The sequence below is a fragment of the Fuerstiella marisgermanici genome (assembly GCF_001983935.1).
In the GTDB taxonomy this organism is placed as follows: domain Bacteria; phylum Planctomycetota; class Planctomycetia; order Planctomycetales; family Planctomycetaceae; genus Fuerstiella; species Fuerstiella marisgermanici.
In genome coordinates, this window is the sequence record NZ_CP017641.1 from 4,260,425 (window position 1) to 4,279,240 (window position 18,816).

The following is an 18,816-nucleotide window of genomic DNA, read 5'->3' on the forward strand; positions in this document are numbered from 1 at the left end:
CCCTCCCCCAGTTTATTGCGGGAGGGGCCGGTTGAAGACGGCAGGGTCGCGCGAGAGCTCTTCGGCGTGTGATTGATGCATTGCCTGCAACGCTACGGCTTCACCGGTCGGCTGATGTAGATCAAAGTCTTTCCGTCCGGCATCCACGACGCTCCCAGATTGCGGCGGCCGGGAAACTGGCCTGGAACCGTCGCCGCAGTTTCACCCTCTGCGACCAGCATATGCAGCTGTTCGTACTTTGTTTGAGGCGTCGCTGACGCAAATACGATTGCTTCCGAATGTCGCTGCCATGCGACGCCCGATGCTGGTTGCCTGATTTCCGACAGCAGTGTGGTTAAGCGAGCTTTGCCGTACGCCTTCAGGCTTAGCAGGGTGGCCGCTTCGTCTGCACCGCCCTGCTTACGTGACGCGGTGAAGGCCAACTGAGTAGAATCGGACGACCATGCGAACTGTTGCGGGTGTGAAAGGCCGAGTTTCGACAACGCCGCATTCAGTGGGCTGCGAAATGTATCTTCGGCCAGGTCGAACACGCGAATATCACCCGTCGCAGTGGATGTATCCGCATACGCAATCATGCGACCATCGGGAGACCACGCCGCCCCCCAACCGGATTCGTCGATCAGTTGTCGATTTGTTCCGTCGGCTCGCATAATCCAAACGCCTCGAGCGGGCGAAAAACGGCTGTACGCAAGTCGGCCGCCTCCCGGCGACCACGATGGCAACGTGCCTTTGCCCAGTGAGCGAATACTCCGGCCGTCCATGGTCGCGACGTAGATTTCGGTGTCGGACGTGACCGCCTGACCGGGCAGAGCGGCCACGATGGCGATGCTGTTTCCGTCCGGAGCAACCGCCGCTGCCGTGGCCGCCTGAAACGTTGGCAGAGTGAACAGCAGCTTCGATTCTTCGGTTTCTGAATCCCACTGACAAACCCAGATCTGACCCGCGACAGATGCGCGGTCCTTGATGTCGGCTGCAGGCTGAATTTTGACGGCACTCGCTGGCGACACGGGTTCTGGTTCGCTGGCGCCGGCGTTTTGAGGCAGCGACGTTGTCTGGTATCGTCGTTCGAATTCTTCGGCTGATTCGCGGCCGAGAATCTCTCGGGCTTCCGCATCAAGTCCGCGAGCGAACAATTCGTGACCGACGATCTGCGTCTGCCCGATCTCAATACCTGATGGCCAGACCCCGAAGCGCCCCTTCACTTTCAGCTTGCGATATTCACCCAAAAGCTTGACGCCATTTTCGCGCCGACCGGCTTCAAACTGAGCCCGCGCGGCCGCCAGCACGATGGCTCGCGCAGATGAATTCGCGACGGGTTCGTTGCGGTTCATAGCCGCGATCACGGTGGCGGCTCGCTGCAACAAATCGGCGACCGCATCGCGATGCCGGGACTGGCGTCCGATCGTGACAGCCTGCAACGCAACCAGTTCGACTGACGCGCGATCGGTACCAGCTCGCAGTGAATTCACCAGCAAATCAGTTTGACGGCGTAGCAAATCGTCATCACCCAGCGCATCGGCCACCAGTAGAGTCAGAATCGCTCGTTCGATCGTATCTCCATCACGCGGCGAACCAAGCTGCTGGCGGAGTGCGCCGAGCTTATTGGCGTGCCTGGCACAATTTATCAGCCGGTGACCGATACTATCGACGACGGGAAATCGGTGAGGCTGCAACGTGTCGAATTCGACCGGCAGGCTGTACAGAAACGCTTCCTGGTTGCGATGTTCGGGCAGGACGATACTTCGCAGCGTTTCGTAGATTTGAACGGAGTTCGCTTCCGCCTTCCAGCCCTCCAGCAGCCGCATGACGAGACGCGGAATGCGCAGCTGATTTGATTCCAGAGCCGTCGGCGGAAATTCTCGCGACGTGTCAACTCGCGCATTGGACATGCGGAGCTTCGCGCCGTCGTCTCTGGTGTTGGATACCGTAGGCGGCCCGAACTGCAGCGATCGGCGCACGGCCGATTGAGACAAATCGGTCATTCCATGCCGAGCTGCCTTTTCCGCGATGTCTAGCGCCTGGTTGACCTGTTCGACTGTCGGTGGCGCAGCAAACGCCGCCGAACTGGCCGACGCGCAAGCGATCAGCAGAAGAATCCGAACGGAGTGTCGACTGGAGATTTGAGTCTGTCCTGTAAACGACAAAGTGCAGTGACTTCGAATGGGGACCACGCCCAGAACGGCGCGGCCGCTCCCCTCCGCAACCAATTGGCTGGAGGGGTGGCCCGGGCTTCGTTACACAAGTTCTCGCAGTGTCTTCAGATACTTTGGAATCTCTTCGAGCGGTTTTGTTTCTTCAAATTCGAGCGTCACGTAGCCTCGGTAGCCGGCCTTCTTCAGGATGCCAATGATCTTTGGCATGTCAGCCGGATACTTTTTGCCTTCCGGCGACTTCATCGACACTTTGATCTGAGCGTTGACCGCGTACGGCGCGATGATGGCGAGGTCTCGATAAGGATCGTCTGTGCTGAAGTTGCCGCTGTCGAAATTGACGCCGAACCAGGGCGACGGTTTGACGGCATCAATAATTTTCATCATTTGAGCCGGCGTGGCCGTGATGCCGCCGTGATTTTCAAGAGCCAGAAAGACGCCCTTCTTTGCGGCATAGTTCAGGCTCTGGTTGATGCCGTCCACACAGCGTTCAATGGCGGCTTCTTCGTTGTCGCCCTTGGGGACTCGGCCCGCAAAAATTCGAATCGCGGGGGCACCCATGATGGCTGCGTAGTCGATCCAGTCCTGACAGTCCTGAAGTTGCTGGTCGCGTGCTTCGCCCTCTGGCAGGCAGAAATCGTTGCCAATGGCCGTGCCGGAAATATCCAAACCCAGCCGATGCGTTCGCTGACGAATGCTTAGCAGGTATTCGGTGGTGATGTCTTTCGGGAAGTAGTATCCCGTCAACTCAACCGCCCCTAACTGCTGTTCAGCACCGTAGTCGATGAACTTTTCCAGCGTCATTTCCGCCTTCGCGATTTGGTCGGGCGTGCCTCGGCGAGCGAACATTTTGTTGAAGCTGTAGGCGGCCAGACTTAGCTTCAAAAGCGGTTCACCGCTGCGTTTGGGCGGGTCGGCCGCGTGCAGTACGGACGAACCTGTCAGAGCGGGCGCTGCGGCGATAGCTCCGAGGCTGGTGAGGAATTTTCGACGAGGGTGGATCATAGATGGGCGACCGTAAAAAAAAGGGATATTGAGGCGGGACAGAGTGTGTACCAGTTAAATCAGGCGAGACGATTTTGTCCAGCGAAGCCACCAAACGCGGCCGGGAAACCTTCAAACAATCGAAAACTCAGGTTTTGTCAGATGGGAATCACGGCTAAACTGGGCAAGCCTCGCAAACGGACGGATTCGTTGCCGGGCCTGAAAATCCGATCCCTCGTAACCTGACACTTCGATGATACATGACGTTATTGTCCTTGGCGGCGGTCCGGCAGGAAGTACGGCCGCTACGCTGCTTTCTCAGCAGGGATTCGATTGTGTGGTCGTCGAAAAAGACCACTTTCCGCGATTCCATATCGGTGAATCGCTGCTGCCGGCGACGGTGCGAATTTTCGAACGCCTGGGCGTTCATGAACAGATTCGCGATGTTTTCATCCGCAAACCGGGCGGCAAATGGCTGTACGGCGACATTGCCGTGCCCGGCGACTTTGCCAAACCGGATCGCCACGCCACGTTTCGAGACTGCCCGTACTCCTACTTAGTGGAACGCTCAGTCTTCGATAAAATCCTGATCGATCGGTCCATCGATGGCGGCGCCGACGTGCGTTTTGGCACCGAAGTGGTGGACGTGCTGACAGCAGAGCGGGCGGATGAATCGCATGCTTCTGCAGCGCCCAAAAAAAATTCGCACGGTGTCGCGGGAGTCAGGTGCCGCACGGAATCTGGTAAGGAATACGATCTTCGCGCGCGACTGGTGATTGATGCGAGCGGCCTGCGTTCGCTGATTCCTTCAAAACTGCGATTGCGAAAGCTGACCGAACCGCATCGCATGGGCATCTACGCTCAATACGCTGCGTCGCCGACGCGTGACGACGTGAAAGCCGGGTGGTTTATCGGCCAGATGTTCTACGACGGCTGGACCTGGCTGCTGAGACTTCCCGGCAACCGGTTTTCCGTGGGCGTGGTTTTGACGGTCGACCGGTTTCGCAAAAGCGGTCTTTCGCCGACCGAACTGCTGGAACGCATGGTGGAAGAAAATCCGCTGCTGAACGACGGGATGACGATCGACCGCAAACGGATTTCTGACGTGATGGTGACGGGCAACATGGGCAATTCTTCCGAGAGCCTGGCCGGCGACGGCTGGGTTGCGGTTGGCGACGCCGCCTACTTTATCGACCCGTGCTATTCATCCGGCGTGCACTTGGCAATGAAGAGTGCTGAAATGGTGGCGGACCTCGTCGCCGGCCATGCTCGAGACACCCCAATCACACCTGCACTGTTCGACCAGTACCAGAAGGACATGCGACAGCACGAAAAATCGGTGCAGCGGATGGTGGACACGTTTTACATCGCGAGTCGCAATACGTCGGTCCAGAAGATGGTCACGTCGCTGCAGGGCGGTTACTTCAGCCGTAAGTTTGTGACGTTTGTGGGCGGCGACTTCGACCGGAACAGTTCGTATATCGCTCGGATCAAGCTGTATTCCAACTGCGCAGCGGTGATGTTTGGAAACGACGCGAAGCGGGCACCGGCCAACAGCCCCAACTATTTGCACAAGGTGCCGAGTTCCGACGATGAATCACGGATAGATGCGGATCGACACGAATCAGAACAGTTTTCCACCGTCTAAATCTGTCGCCATTCGTGGCGATTCTTACGCAGTCACAGGCGAATCGTTGTGGTGAGAGAAATCCGCGGAGCGGCCCGTGCCCTTTCGCCGTTAGAGCCACGATGCTACATTGCACGTAGACAGAATCACATCAACACGGACCTTCTCTATACCGCTGCCGAAAGCGGGCCTATCAATGCCACGACTGACTTACTTTCTCACGTGCCTCGCACTTTCCATGCCCGCTGTGATGGCTCATCCCGGACACGGAAATCCTGCCGCGCAGGACGGAATCTGGCACTACGTCACGTCGCCAACGCACGCTGGCCCGGTGGTAGCATTAGCTATCCTGGTCGCGATGGGAATCGCGTATCTGCAGAAGCGAAAGTCTCAGCGGTAGCTGACGCGGCCTTATTTTGATTGGCTCTTTCCTGCACCGTTTGCCGCGTGAGTTCCGCCGTTTCTGCGTTGCAGCGCGTACGTCAGCGGGATATCAATTTTCGGAATTCACAGCCAGCAGACATATTTCTGCCAGGACACGGCATTCTCCAGCGAATAACTGGCTGGCGCAATATCTCCATTACGACGCGGTGTGTGAGCAGATTGCCGGGCAAATCCGGCGGAACGCGGCCAACATCTGGGCTGTGGCCATTGCCGAAGTGGCAACACTCCGCCACAATCACGTGAATCCAACGTGACCTAAAATCACTTTACTCAAACAGCAGGTAAGTTTGATGCTTAGAGCTCAATTGACTCAATTACTGGCCGCATCAGCGATGATCGTTGCCAGTCTGCCCGTGCAGGCTCAGACGGCGGTGGCTTCCAAAGTCATCAGCGATCAGATTCTTCCCAAAGACACGTTTCTGTACGTTTCGTTTCCGAACGTGACTCAGTTCAAGACGTTTGTCACCCAATCGTCACTCGGAAAGCTCTGGCAGGATCCAGCTCTGGATGCATTCAAGTCAGAAGTGCAGACCGCGTTTGAAAACGAACTGGACGAAGGGTTCGCGAAGTTCCAGGAAAACCTTGGCGTCAGCGTAGAAGAGTTTCTTCAGATTCCAACCGGCGAAGTTTCCTTCGCGTTTTCCGGCGGCCCTGGCAACACAATGGGAGCCGTCATCTTTTTGGACTTCGGCGACAGCGAAGCAGTCGTTCAGGACCTGCTGGACAAAGCGGCTGGCGAACTGTCCAAGGCTCCGAAACTTGCATTGGAAGATGAGAGCTTTGACGGCACGGAATTGACCATGTTTCGGATCCAGTATCCTGGCCAGCCTCCCACACCACTGGCTAAAGAATTCGGTTGGTTCATCAAAGACCAACGACTGGTAATCAGTAACCGCATCGAACTGCTGCAGTCGGCACTGACAAACTGGGAAGGTGAGGGCGAATCATTCAAGAGCAACGAAACCTACTCTTACATCATGGGACGCTGCCAGTCGGCCGAACGTTCTGCACTGACAACGGTCTACTTTGACCCCATCGGTTTGTTCACAAAGCTGGTACAGACTGGCTCACTTGGCCAGCAGGCCAGCATGGGTGCTGGAATGGCACTCGGATTTCTGCCGACCCTGGGCTTGACTCAGCTAAAAGCCATGGGCGCGGTTTCGGAAGCCGGCAGCGGCGACTTCGAAGCTGTGTCTCGATCGTTGATCTACGCCGATCAACCTCCGACAGGACTGATGCGAGCCATGCAGTTGGATCAGATTGAACAGGCCCCGCCAAGCTGGGTCAAAGAAGACGTTCATGCGTACGCAGCAATGAAGTGGAAAATCGGCGAAGCCTACGAAGCAGTCGAAAGCATCGTGGACATGTTTTCCGGAGCCGGTGCCACAGCCGATCAGCTTGACCGGTTGGCGGAGCGACCACCTGGAATTCACCTGAAGCACGACATCATCGACCAGCTGACAGGCGAACTACGATTCATCACAGCGGCTGGTAGTGCCGAAGGTGGTGGCTACGGTGGCGATCAAATTCTAATTGCGTTGGGCGTTCGAGACAGCCAGTCAGCAGGTGATGTCCTGGCGAAAGTCGCTGAACAAACCGGCCTGGAAACTCGCGAATTCCGCGGTGCGACCGTGTATGAATTCAATGCACCAGGAGCTGGCCAGGCGATCGGCGTGACCATTTCTGATGGTCGAATGCTGATCTGCATCGGCAGCACACTGCTGGATCAGGTGTTAAGAAATGACAGCGACATGAAGCCACTGGCTGAATCTGAAGAGTACCAGCGAGTAGCTCAGCACTTCCCGGCTGACGCACTGTCCGTCCAATTCACGCGTCCAGCCGAACAGTACCGATCGATGTACGAAATGGTTCGGTCCGGGACTGCTGCCGAGCAGTTCCCAGGCAGCCAGGAAATCTTCGAGAAGATCGATTTCACAACGCTTCCGCCGTTCGAAACGATTTCGAAGTACATCCACCCCACCGGTGGCTATTCGGTGAAGGATGACAATGGCGTGTTCATGGAAGCGTTCCAGTTAAAGAACTAACGTTTCAGCGTTGAGACAACCTCTCGTGTGAGAAGCCCGGCAACTCCGAAAAGCCGGGCTTCTTTTATTTGCCGCCCGGTAAACCATTTTCCTGCAAACTCCAATGCCAACTGTACGCACCCGCTTCGCTCCCAGCCCGACCGGTTACATGCACATCGGTGGGATGAGAACCGCTTTATTTAACTGGCTATGGGCCAGAAAAAACGGTGGCCAGTTCATCCTGAGAATCGACGACACCGACCAGCAGCGGAATATGGAAGAAGCCTTGCAGCCGATTCTGGATGCCTTCCGCTGGCTGGGCCTGGATTGGGACGAAGGGCCGGAAGTCGGCGGAGAATTCGGGCCGTACTTTCAGTCCGAACGCCGACCTCTGCATGACGCTGCTTTGGCAAAGCTGCTGGAAAGCAAAGCCGCCTATCGCGACTTCGAACCTCCGGAAGAAACGAAAGCTCAACGCGAAGCCGCCGAAAAACAGAAAGTCGTCTACACCAGCAGCCGCACATCACTGAACCTGTCCGATGACGAAGTCGCTGCAAAGCTGGAAGCTGGCGATGCTCACGTCGTACGTTTTCTTGTGCCTCGCGATCGCAAAGTGGCGATCGACGACAACGTGCGTGGCCATATCGAATGGGACTGCAGCCTCATGGTCGACCCCGTGATCGCTCGCGGTGACGGCTCGCCGCTGTACAACTTCGCAACCGCGGTCGACGACGGTCAGCTGCAAATCTCACACGTAATTCGAGCGGAGGAACACCTTTCCAACACGCCGATTCAGGTGCTGCTGCACGAAGCATTGGGCAATACGCTGCCGCAGTTTGCTCACATTCCATTCGTGGCAGCTCCCGGCGGAAAGAAGAAGCTCAGCAAGCGAGACATCGACAAGTACCGCAAGAGTCCCGCCTTCCAGAAGCTGTTTCAACTGGGCGACGAAGTCCTCAGCAAACTCGGAATCGACGCCGGTGACCAGGCTTTGTCGCCGGTGATGGTGGCCTACTATCGCGAAGTCGGTTTTCTGCCAGCCGGAGTCCTCAACGGGCTGTCGCGACTAGGCTGGTCACTGGACGACGAGACCGAAAATATGTCACTGGAAACAGTGCAGGAAAACTTCTCGCTGCAGCGAGTCGTCAAGGCGTCAGCCAGTTTGGATCCGGACAAGCTGATGAGCTACCAGAGTCACTGGATGCACAAGCTGGCCGACGACGAACGACTGGCGGGCTGCGTGGCAATGCTGGTGAAGGCCGAGCTGCTGCCCGCCGAGCCGGATCAGCAAATGCTGGATATGGTCGCGAAAGTGGTTTCACTGGCGGCCGACCGCCTCCGCGTGTTCGGCGACATTCTGGGCATGGACGAATTCTTCGTTTCGGCGGACACTCTGCAGTACGACACGAAAGAATTCCAAAAGCGAGTGGTCAAGCCGGACACCGCGCTGGACTTACTGGCCGCTCTACGAAAGCAGTTCGCGGATCAGGATTCCTTCAAGGCAGAGCCACTGCACGATCTCGTTCAATCCTTTGTGGAAGACCAGCAGATCAAGTTCGGCCAGATCGCCCCCGCCTTGCGACTGTCTGTGACTGGCAAAGCCAAGGGAGCAGACCTGTTTCCGACGCTGGAGCTGCTCGGTCAGGACGAATGCCTGCAACGCATCGACCGAGCCATCGGAATGGCAGAATCAATGCGAGTGGTGTAAGAAGCCACTCAATACAAAACACTTTGTTCACCAGAGAACTCACGGGGTGGCACAGCCTGAGGGCTGTGTTGCAAGGAACGTGGGATTTACAACTTGCGTTTTCACCCTCCCGTGAAACGGGAGGGTGAAGATACTCTGTCAAACAATCGATAGCATCAACAACTTAGAAATCGCACGTCCAGCGGCACACACTAACTTCGTGGTTGCGTCACCCGCTCCGGGCGCGTACTACCAGCCTCAAACCCAGCCTGTTACAGTTCGGCAGCGAGTTACGGCAGATCACTGCCGTGTTCACAATACCTCACAGCTATTTGCGATTCGATTCACTATGCCCACAGTACTCGTAACCGGCGGTGCCGGATTTCTTGGTAGTCATCTTTGCGACCGTCTTATCGAACGCGGCGACGACGTGATCTGCCTGGACAACTTCTTTACCGGCAACAAAGAAAACATTCGCCACTTGCTGGGCCATGAACGCTTCGAACTGGTACGGCACGACATCGTGCATCCGTTTTATCTGGAAGTGGATCGCATCTTCAACCTGGCCTGCCCCGCGTCGCCGGAAGCGTACCAGTACAATCCCATCAAGACGATTAAGACCTCGACCGTGGGAATGGTCAACGTCATGGGGCTGGCCAAACGTTGTGGAGCTCGCGTGCTGCACGCATCAACATCCGAAGTCTACGGCGACCCTCAGGTACATCCGCAAACGGAAGACTATTGGGGGCACGTGAATCCGATTGGACCTCGCAGTTGCTACGACGAAGGCAAACGTATTGCCGAATCGCTGCTAATGAACTACCACGAAGCTCACGGCATGGAAGTTCGCATCATCCGCATCTTCAACACGTACGGGCCGAGAATGGACCCGAATGATGGCCGAGTGATCTCCAACTTTATCACTCAGGCCTTGCGTAACGAAGACATCACCGTTTACGGCGAAGGCACTCAAACTCGTTCGTTTTGCTACTGCAGCGACCTGATCGAAGGCATGCTGAGATTGATGGACAACGACGAACACACCGGCCCGGTCAACATCGGCAACCCTGTGGAAAACACAATGCTGGAACTGGCCGAAGCCGTGATTGCAGCCGTGGGCAGTAAGTCCAAAGTGACTCACATGCCACTCCCCAAAGACGACCCACAACGCCGCTGCCCGGATATCACTCGAGCGAAAAAATGGCTGGGCTGGGAACCGCAGGTCGCATTGAAGGACGGGCTGCAGAATACGATTGACTGGTATCGGAAGCTGATTGAACAGGGCTAGATATTGAGATTCAGGAACAACCACGAAAGTCACGAAACGCACGAAAATTCCGGAGCATACGTTTTCTTGTGTTTTGTGACTTTCGTGGTTAACAATGCCGCCTCTACTTGCCGACGTGAACATGAATGTGAATGACCAAGGTAACCAACGGAGCGAGGTGTGATGAAGCGAGTAGGATGGGCATCGCCCATCAACTAACCGTTGGTGGGCAGTGCCCACCCTACTTCATTTTTAATTCGAACGACTGCTGTTCGAGGTGAGGGCCAAACATGTCAACTGATCCCTATCTATTGTTGCTTATTTATGCCCCGGTCATGGTTCAGTTGGTCTTCACGCCAGGGTTGTTCTTCTATACGTGGATGAAGCCACCAGTTAGCAGTTCCGCCAGATACTACGCGTTGCTGGGACTAGGCATTCTCGCGGCCGCTCCACTCGTGGAAGTCGGATATCAATTTCTGTTTGTTCGATGGACCACCCCTAGTTCCTCGAATGCTGTGCTTGCTGCCATTAGCGTCGCACACTTGGTCCTGACTCTGTTTAAACTTGCAGCGCTAAGCCTTCTTGTTGCTGCTGCGTTTACGGGCAGATCGCCTCAGACAACAGTATCGAGTCTGCCGTACAGATCAATCGTCGATAGCAACAACCCATATCAACCACCTTCCAACTAAATAGAAACTCATGGCAAAGATCCTCGTCACCGGAGCCGCTGGCTTTATTGGAATGCACACGGCAACCAGCCTGCTGGAACGCGGCGATGAAGTTGTGGGGCTGGATAATATCAACGACTACTACAGCCTGAAGCTGAAGCATGACCGTATGGCCACTCTGGAAGGCCGCGATGGCTTTACCTTCGCAAAGCTGGGGCTGGAAGATCGTGACGGCGTGGCGAAGCTGTTTGCCGATCAGAAATTCGATAGCGTGATTCACCTGGCCGCTCAGGCAGGAGTTCGCTATTCGCTTGAGAACCCGCACGCCTACGTGGATTCGAACCTGGTGGGCTTCGTGAACATCCTGGAAGCCTGCCGTCATAACAACGTCGGTCACCTGGCCTACGCATCCAGCAGCTCAGTTTACGGCGCGAACAAGAACAAACCGTTTCGGGTGTCGGATCGAGTCGACCATCCGGTCAGTTTGTACGCCGCGTCAAAAAAAGCGAACGAACTGATGGCTCATACCTACAGCCACCTGTTCGGGCTGCCGACGACCGGGCTGAGGTTCTTCACCGTCTACGGGCCGTGGGGCCGACCGGACATGGCGTTGTGGCTGTTCACAGAAGCGATCCTCAACGGCAAGCCGATCAATGTGTTCAACCACGGCAAAATGAGACGCGACTTCACGTACGTAGACGACATCGTGGAAGGCGTAATTCGAGTCAACGACAACGTGCCCACGCCGAATCCGGACAAAGATCCGCTGGACGATTCCACCACGGCCGCTCCGTATCGAATCTACAACATCGGCAACAACCAGCCGGTGGAATTGATGCACATGATTGAAACGCTCGAAAAGTGCCTGGGCCGCACCGCCGAGAAGAATATGATGGACATCCAGCAGGGTGACGTGCCGGAAACCTTCGCAGACATCGACGCCCTGCAGGCTGACGTCGGCTTCCGGCCGGATACTTCAATTGAAAGCGGCATCGAGCGGTTCGTGGACTGGTACAAGACGTATCACGATCTGTCTTAGCAGGGCAGCACGCCGTTCGGCCCCACGCCGCCACTCGTGAACCATGCTCTTGGCGAGCGTTCGGCCCCAGATTGTGGGGAGCCTTCTGCCTTCGCGATTTCCGCGACCGCTCCTTGATTTCAGCAGCTGCAGCACCGTCCCGGCCCACGTCTGCTAGTGCAGCGGCGGCGACTCAGCCTGCCACTGCCATCACCTGCCAAATCGACTGCCAACGGTGCCCGCCAAAAGCTCGCTGGCGGCGGCAATTTCCCTAAACCACTTTTGCGACGCGACTTATGTACTGCCGACACTTTCGGCACGCCGTTCGCATCTAAGCCCGCGGTCGAGGCAAATCGCTGCCAGATAGACACTGAAATTGCGCAATTCCGAAGTCGGTAATATTTCGAGGAGAACCTGTGGCTAAGTTACTAACGTTCGACGAAGAAGCTCGTAAAGGGCTGCTGTCCGGCGTTTCCAAGCTTTCCCGTGCCGTGTCCAGCACTCTTGGACCGCGCGGCCGAAACGCTGTACTCGACAAAGGTTGGGGAGCTCCCAAGGTCACCAAAGACGGCGTGACCGTTGCGGAAGACATCGAGCTGGAAGACCCCTATGAAAACGTGGCCGTGCAGCTTGTCAAAGAAGCCGCATCCAAAACCAATGATGTCGCGGGTGACGGAACCACGACTGCCACGGTTTTGGCAGAAGCCATTTACAAGCAGGGCCTGAAGTACATCGCGGCCGGTGCTGGAGCAATGTCTCTGACTCGCGGTGCTCAGAAGGCCGTCGATGCTGTCACTGAGCAGCTCGCCAAGATGTCTAAGCCTGTGAAGGCCAACGACAAAGAGCAAATCGCTCGCGTTGCTTCGATCGCTGGTAACAACGATCCGGAAGTGGGCCAGATCTTGGCCGATGCGTTGCTGAAGGTTGGCAAAGACGGCGTGATTACCGTTGAAGAAGGCCGCAACGTAAACACTGAAGTGACCCTGGTTGAAGGGATGCAATTTGATCGAGGCTACCTGTCTCCTCACTTCATCACCAACGAAGACGATCAGGAATGCGTGTTCGAAAACTGCCGAATCCTTATTCACGAAGAAAAGATTTCTTCGGCCAAGGACCTGGTACCGCTGCTGGAAGCGATTTCCAAAGACGGTTCACCGCTGCTGATCATTGCTGAAGATATCGACGGCGAAGCACTGGCAACTCTGGTTGTCAACAAAATGCGTGGCATCGTCAAAGTCGCTGCTGTGAAGGCTCCGGGCTACGGCGATCGTCGTAAAGCCATGCTGGAAGACATTGCTGTGCTGACTGGCGGCAAGGCATTCTTCAAAGATCTGGGCATCAAGCTGGACAACGTACAGCTGTCCGACTTGGGCAAAGCCAAGTCGATTCGCATCGACGCCGACAAAACAATCATCGTCGAAGGCGATGGCAAGAAGTCGGACATCAATGGTCGAGCCGATCAGATTCGTCGCGAAATCGAAACGACGGACAGCGAATACGATCGCGAAAAGCTTCAGGAACGTCTGGCCAAACTGGCTGGCGGCGTGGCTCAGATCAAAGTCGGTGCAGCCACTGAAACCGAAATGAAAGAACGCAAAGACCTCGTCGACGATGCACTGGCCGCAACGCGGGCAGCCATCGAAGAAGGTATTGTGCCTGGCGGCGGCGTTGCACTGCTTCGCTGTGCGGCCGCTTTGGAAGACCTGAAACTCAAGGGCGACGAAGCTCTGGGTGCCGAATTGATCGGCAATGTCCTTGAAATGCCTCTTCGCATGATCGCCGACAACGCGGGCCTTGACGGTGCCGTCGTTGCAAACCGAGTCAAGAAAGAGAAGAAGGCATCTTACGGCTACGACGCCTTGAACAACGAATATGGCGACATGATCAGCTTCGGCGTGGTCGATCCTGCCAAGGTTGTTCGCACGTCTCTGCAAAACGCCACCAGCGTCGCGTCTCTGCTTCTCACCACCGATTGCATTATCGTGGAAGAACCAGTGGAAGAAGAAGCGGGCGGCGACGATCACCATCATGACCACGACGGAATGGGTGGCATGGGCGGAATGGGTGGCATGGGCGGCGGAATGCCGGGCATGGGAGGAATGGGCGGCATGCCGGGCATGATGTAAGCGGTTTTAACCGCCAGCGGCTTCGAACCACTCTTCGGAAATCGTTTCCGTTGGTGGTTCCGAAAACGCAGCCCCACGTTGCTCGCGATAGTTAAAAACATCTTTGCCCGATTGGGCGATCTTCAAACATAATCAAAATCATACGCACGGAGTTTCCAACGATGAAAATCAATCCTCTCGACGACCGAATCGTAGTCAAAGCTGACGACGCAGAAGAAACCACAGCCGGCGGCATCGTGCTGCCAGACGCTGCCAAGGAAAAGCCACAACGTGGTACTGTTGTTGCCGTTGGTCCGGGTCGTCTGCTGGATAGTGGCGAACGAGCGTCTATCAGCGTCGAAGTCGGCGACAAGGTGCTGTTCGGCAAGTACGGCGGTACAGAGATCGAAGTCGATGGCGAAGAAGTCAAGATTCTTCGCGAAAGCGACATTCTGGCAAAGGTTGTTTAGTCGCAAGTTTTCCGTTGGCAGTTTTCAGTTCTCGGCAAATCGCTAACAACTGAAACTGCCAGCGATAAACACACGCTGCTTAAACCAACTGAACACCGAAAACCGAACACAGAAATCTACTCCGAAGGAAATTGAACGTGGCTAAGCAACTTTTGTTTGACGATCCAGCACGCCTAAAGCTGCAGGATGGCGTTGAAACTCTCGCCAAGGCCGTCGCCGTCACAATGGGACCGACTGGTCGCAATGTGATTATCGACAAGAGCTTCGGCAATCCTCTCGTCACAAAGGACGGCGTGACGGTCAGCAAGGAAGTCGAGCTGGAAGATCCGTTTGAGAACATGGGTGCCAAGCTGGTCAACGAAGTCGCCAGCAAAACCAGCGATCTGGCGGGCGATGGAACGACCACGGCCACCGTGTTGGCACGTGCCATCTTCAAGGAAGGCCTTCGCGGCATTTCTCTTGGTGCAAACCCAACTGTCGTTCGACGAGGAATCGACAAGGGTGTCGAAGCGGCTTTGGCCAGCATCGAAAAACTTGCGAAGCCTGTCGAATCGAAGGAGCAGGTTGCTCAGGTCGGTGCGATCTCAGCTAACAACGACCGAGCCATCGGCGACATGATCGCGGATGCCATGGAACGAGTCGGTCGTGACGGCGTGATTACTGTCGAAGAAGGCAAAGCCAACGACACCACGTTGGACTTCGCCGAAGGTATGCAGTTTGACAAGGGATACATTTCTCCGTACTTCGTCACCAGTGCCGAAGACATGAAATGCATCATGGAAGACTGTCTGATCCTGCTGTTCGAAAAGAAGATTTCGAACCTGCGTGAGATGGTACCACTGCTTGAAAAAGTGGCTCAAACCGGCAAGGAATTGCTGATCATCGCAGAAGACGTCGACAGCGAAGCATTGACCGCCCTGGTCATTAACAAGCTGCGTGGCATCCTGAAAGTCTGTGCTGTGAAGGCACCTGGCTTCGGTGATCGTCGTAAAGCTATGCTTGGCGATATGGCCGTCCTGACTGGCGGTACGCTGATTTCTGAAGACCTCGGGATCAAACTGGACACCGTTGAGCTCGCTCAACTCGGTTCAGCTCGCAAGGTTGAAGTTGGCAAAGACAGCACCACGATCATCGAAGGTGCTGGCGAGACCAAAGCGATTAAGGCACGAGTTCAACAGATTCGTGATCACATCGAGAAGACTGACAGCGACTACGATCGCGAGAAGTTTCAGGAACGTCTGGCGAAGCTGACGGGCGGCGTTGCCGTGATTTCTGTGGGTGCTGCCACAGAAACCGAAATGAAGCAGACCAAGGCGCGAATGGAAGACGCGTTGCATGCGACACGAGCGGCTGTGGAAGAAGGCATTCTTCCCGGCGGTGGTGTTGCGTTGCTTCGAGCCATCGAAGACGTTGAGAAGGTCAAAGGCAACGGCGACGAAGCCATCGGTGTACAGATCGTCGCCAGAGCTTTGCAGGCACCGCTGCGACAGATCGCATCAAACTGCGGCATGGACGGTGCTGTTGTGGCTGACGAAGTCCGCCAGCTTAAAGGTGCTGAAGGCTTCAATGCTGCGACAGGCGAGTACACAGACATGCTGAAGGCTGGGATCCTTGATCCTGCCAAGGTGGTCCGCAGTGCACTGTCTCACGCATCTTCGATTGCCGGCCTGATGTTGACGACTCAGGTTCTGGTCACACGAACCGATGATCCTGATGGTGGAGCCAAGTCGAAAATTGCTGGTGCCGTACGCTAGTCGTCTGACAAACTTTTGACAGGCAACTTTGACAACTCAGTGTTGTCAGTACAGCCAGCGACAATCCAGATAGCGGGACACCAGATTTTGGTGTCCCGTTTTAATTAGAGCATTGCATCAATTATTGGAGATGCTTCTGGCTCGCGGGACCAGGCTTTCTGCTATCGAAAATACTGCCCCGCAGCCACAAGTCAGCGAACGTCGCTGTAGGTGACAGGTGGGCCGCCCGTCGTAAGACACACTCACGCCGAAGAATTCAACGAGGAACCCCCGGTGACGATGGCAACTCAGACTTGCTACTACGAAGTTCTCAGCGTCTCGCGCACAGCGTCGGCGGGCGAGATTAAAAAGGCGTACCGAAAGCTCGCGCTGAAGTATCACCCGGATAGAAATCAGGGTGACGACGAAGCGATAACAAAGTTCAAGGAAGCTTCCGAAGCGTTCGACGTCCTTGGCGACGAAGAAAAGCGAGCTCGCTACGATCAGTTTGGCCATGCCGGTGTACAAGGTGCAGCAGGCCGAAGTGGCGGAGGCGGCTTTCAGGATGTCAACGACATCTTCAGCGCCTTTGGTGACATCTTTGAAGGCTTCGGCTTTGGTGGCGGCGGAGGAGGCGGCAGTCGCCGTGGCCGCGGCGGTGCTCGACGCGGCGCTTCGCTGGAAACGACCATCGTTCTGGAACTTCCGGAAGCAGCGTCAGGTTGCTCCCGCGAACTGGAGATCAGCCGTCGCGAAGAATGCGACACCTGTCATGGCAGCGGTGCGAAGGCGGGAAGCGATTCCACCAATTGTTCCACGTGTGGCGGGCACGGCCAGGTGATTCAGTCACAGGGCTTTTTCCGCGTTCAAACGACATGCCCGGCCTGCCGTGGCGAAGGCAAAGTCATTAAAGATCCCTGCCAGAATTGCTCGGGCAGTGGTCGAGTGATGAAGAAGTCGACGCTGAAGATCAACATCCCCGCAGGCGTTGACAACGGCATGCAGATGCCGATCCGTGGCGAAGGCGAAGCCGGAATCAAAGGCGGGCCTCGCGGAGACCTGCACGTCAACTTCAAGGTGAAAGAACATCCACTGTTCGAACGACACGGCCAGGACCTGCTGTGTCGCCTACCGATTTCGTATTCGCAGGCGGCTTTGGGAGCCGAAGTCGAAATCCCGACGCTGACCGGTCGCGATACATTGACCATCAAACCGGGAACTCAGCCTGGCGAAGTCAAACGCCTGCGACACAAGGGCATGCCCGATCCCAACGGACGTCACCATGTCGGCGATCTGATGGTTGAAATTCAGGTGGAAGTCCCGAAGAGTGTGTCTGGTCGGCAGGAAGAGTTACTTCGAGAACTGGCGGGGCTCGAGGACGCAGCCGTGATGCCTCACCAGCAATCCTTCTTCGACAAAGTGAAGCACTTTTTCTCCGGCGATGATGATGAGGATGACAGTTAAACCCAGTTCGATTTAGGTTTCGTCCAATGTCTTTTGAGGCGATGGACAGCCCTACCATTGTCTTCGCGGTCAGTTACACAGATCGAAAAATGGTTTCGGATTTCGCCGCATAGATCTGCTTTCCAGGTTTCATCCATAACCGTGTTCAAAAATCATGAGTACTCCAGAAAACGAAAACACACCAACCGACGCTGACGTGTCTGAAGACGCACCGCAGGAAGCTCCGCCTGAGGAACAGCTCGATACGTCAACCACGGAACCGGAAGATATGTCGCAGCAACTTCGCAGTGAGAACGCCGACCTGCAGGATCGCCTGTTGCGAACTCAGGCGGAACTTGAAAACTTCCGTCGCCGCACACAAAAAGAAGCGATCGATGCGATCAAGTATCAGGCGCTGCCGATCATCCGCGACTTCCTGCCGGGCGTTGACAATCTGAATCGCGCCATTGATGCGGCCGAACAGACGGGCGATACGCAAACTCTGATCGACGGCATCAAAATGGTGGCTCAGCAGTTCAAAGATGCTTTGAAGGCTCATTCTGCTGAGCTTATCGATCCGCTGGGAGACGCCTTCGATCCGAATCTGCACGAAGCCCTCAGCCAGGTGCCGTCCGCCGATCACGATCCGATGACCGTACTGCAGGTTGTTGAACCAGGATATCGAATTCACGATCGCGTGATCCGTCCGGCCAAAGTGATCGTTACGAGTGCCCCGCCAGCCGAATAACAGTCGGTGCTCGCCTTTTAACATTCCTATTGATCTTCCGGAACAAGCCGATGCCAACATACGAATACCGCTGCGACGCATGCGAACACGAGTGGGAAGAATTTAAGTCGATCACTGCCAAGCCGACGAAAAAGTGCCCCGAATGTAAAAAGCAGAAGGCAAAACGCATCATCAGTGCGGGCGGCGGCCTGATCTTTAAAGGGTCGGGTTTCTACCAAACTGACTACCGCAGCGACTCCTATAAAAAGGGTGCTTCCGCAGAGAAGAAAGCGTCCGAATCGAAGGCCTCTGATTCGTCAACGTCGAGCAGCTCTTCGTCAAAAAAATCGGATTCATCTACAAAATCCGCAGCCAGCGAGTAGGTTGCAGGGATTGTTCCGGTGGCTATTGGCGCGTCCTGGTGGTGATGGCCGCAATCGTGGCAAGGGAAGCAAGTCACTAGGGTTAT

Annotated in this window: 15 protein-coding genes; 13 read left to right on the plus strand and 2 right to left on the minus strand. The window is 55.8% G+C overall.

The annotated features are described in order from the left end of the window. Nucleotides 1-92: 92 nt before the first annotated feature. Both Fuma_RS15940 and Fuma_RS15945 read right to left on the minus strand, forming a co-directional pair. Complete coding sequence (locus Fuma_RS15940) at nucleotides 93-2,144, minus strand: TolB-like translocation protein (protein ID WP_077025001.1); 2,052 nt, start codon at nucleotides 2,142-2,144, stop codon at nucleotides 93-95. Between the two features lie 90 nt (nucleotides 2,145-2,234). Beyond that, nucleotides 2,235-3,155, minus strand: a complete 921-nt coding sequence (locus tag Fuma_RS15945) for a sugar phosphate isomerase/epimerase family protein (protein ID WP_077025002.1) — start codon at nucleotides 3,153-3,155, stop codon at nucleotides 2,235-2,237. Between the two features lie 232 nt (nucleotides 3,156-3,387). Here Fuma_RS15945 and Fuma_RS15950 point away from each other — a divergent pair, with 232 nt between their 5' ends. From Fuma_RS15950 to Fuma_RS16005, 13 genes are all read left to right on the plus strand, one after another. Next, nucleotides 3,388-4,782, plus strand: a complete 1,395-nt coding sequence (locus Fuma_RS15950) for an NAD(P)/FAD-dependent oxidoreductase (protein WP_077025003.1) — start codon at nucleotides 3,388-3,390, stop codon at nucleotides 4,780-4,782. Nucleotides 4,783-4,957: 175 nt separating this feature from the next. Further along, nucleotides 4,958-5,161, plus strand: coding sequence for a hypothetical protein (locus Fuma_RS15955; RefSeq protein ID WP_077025004.1), 204 nt, complete (start codon nucleotides 4,958-4,960; stop codon nucleotides 5,159-5,161). Between the two features lie 334 nt (nucleotides 5,162-5,495). Then, nucleotides 5,496-7,250 carry a hypothetical protein gene (locus Fuma_RS15960; RefSeq protein ID WP_077025005.1) on the plus strand — a complete coding sequence of 585 codons (1,755 nt, stop codon included), beginning with the start codon at nucleotides 5,496-5,498 and terminating at the stop codon, nucleotides 7,248-7,250. Between the two features lie 103 nt (nucleotides 7,251-7,353). Continuing rightward, nucleotides 7,354-8,937 (plus strand): glutamate--tRNA ligase, encoded by a 1,584-nt coding sequence (gene gltX, locus Fuma_RS15965; protein ID WP_077025006.1) that lies wholly within the window; start codon nucleotides 7,354-7,356, stop codon nucleotides 8,935-8,937. Between the two features lie 328 nt (nucleotides 8,938-9,265). Then, nucleotides 9,266-10,204 (plus strand): UDP-glucuronic acid decarboxylase family protein, encoded by a 939-nt coding sequence (locus tag Fuma_RS15970; protein ID WP_077025007.1) that lies wholly within the window; start codon nucleotides 9,266-9,268, stop codon nucleotides 10,202-10,204. Between the two features lie 269 nt (nucleotides 10,205-10,473). Then, nucleotides 10,474-10,872 carry a hypothetical protein gene (locus tag Fuma_RS34860; protein ID WP_145944205.1) on the plus strand — a complete coding sequence of 133 codons (399 nt, stop codon included), beginning with the start codon at nucleotides 10,474-10,476 and terminating at the stop codon, nucleotides 10,870-10,872. A gap of 10 nt (nucleotides 10,873-10,882) precedes the next feature. Next, complete coding sequence (locus tag Fuma_RS15975) at nucleotides 10,883-11,890, plus strand: NAD-dependent epimerase (RefSeq protein ID WP_077025008.1); 1,008 nt, start codon at nucleotides 10,883-10,885, stop codon at nucleotides 11,888-11,890. A 395-nt stretch (nucleotides 11,891-12,285) separates the two neighbouring features. Then, nucleotides 12,286-13,995, plus strand: coding sequence for a chaperonin GroEL (gene groL, locus Fuma_RS15980; protein ID WP_077025009.1), 1,710 nt, complete (start codon nucleotides 12,286-12,288; stop codon nucleotides 13,993-13,995). Nucleotides 13,996-14,156: 161 nt separating this feature from the next. After that, the gene (gene groES / locus Fuma_RS15985; RefSeq protein ID WP_077025010.1) at nucleotides 14,157-14,444 is read left to right on the plus strand and encodes a co-chaperone GroES; all 288 of its coding nucleotides are present in this window, start codon (nucleotides 14,157-14,159) and stop codon (nucleotides 14,442-14,444) included. 137 nt (nucleotides 14,445-14,581) lie between these two features. Further along, entirely contained in the window at nucleotides 14,582-16,198 is a 1,617-nt protein-coding gene (groL, locus tag Fuma_RS15990; protein ID WP_077028333.1) for a chaperonin GroEL, read from the plus strand. Between the two features lie 279 nt (nucleotides 16,199-16,477). Further along, the gene (gene dnaJ, locus Fuma_RS15995) at nucleotides 16,478-17,641 is read left to right on the plus strand and encodes a molecular chaperone DnaJ (RefSeq protein ID WP_077025011.1); all 1,164 of its coding nucleotides are present in this window, start codon (nucleotides 16,478-16,480) and stop codon (nucleotides 17,639-17,641) included. A 154-nt stretch (nucleotides 17,642-17,795) separates the two neighbouring features. Further along, a complete protein-coding gene (grpE, locus tag Fuma_RS16000; RefSeq protein WP_077025012.1) occupies nucleotides 17,796-18,368 on the plus strand; it encodes a nucleotide exchange factor GrpE in 573 nt (190 codons plus the stop codon). A gap of 50 nt (nucleotides 18,369-18,418) precedes the next feature. Beyond that, on the plus strand, nucleotides 18,419-18,730 hold the full coding sequence (locus tag Fuma_RS16005; RefSeq protein WP_077025013.1) for an FmdB family zinc ribbon protein: 312 nt from the start codon (nucleotides 18,419-18,421) through the stop codon (nucleotides 18,728-18,730). Nucleotides 18,731-18,816 lie beyond the last annotated feature (86 nt).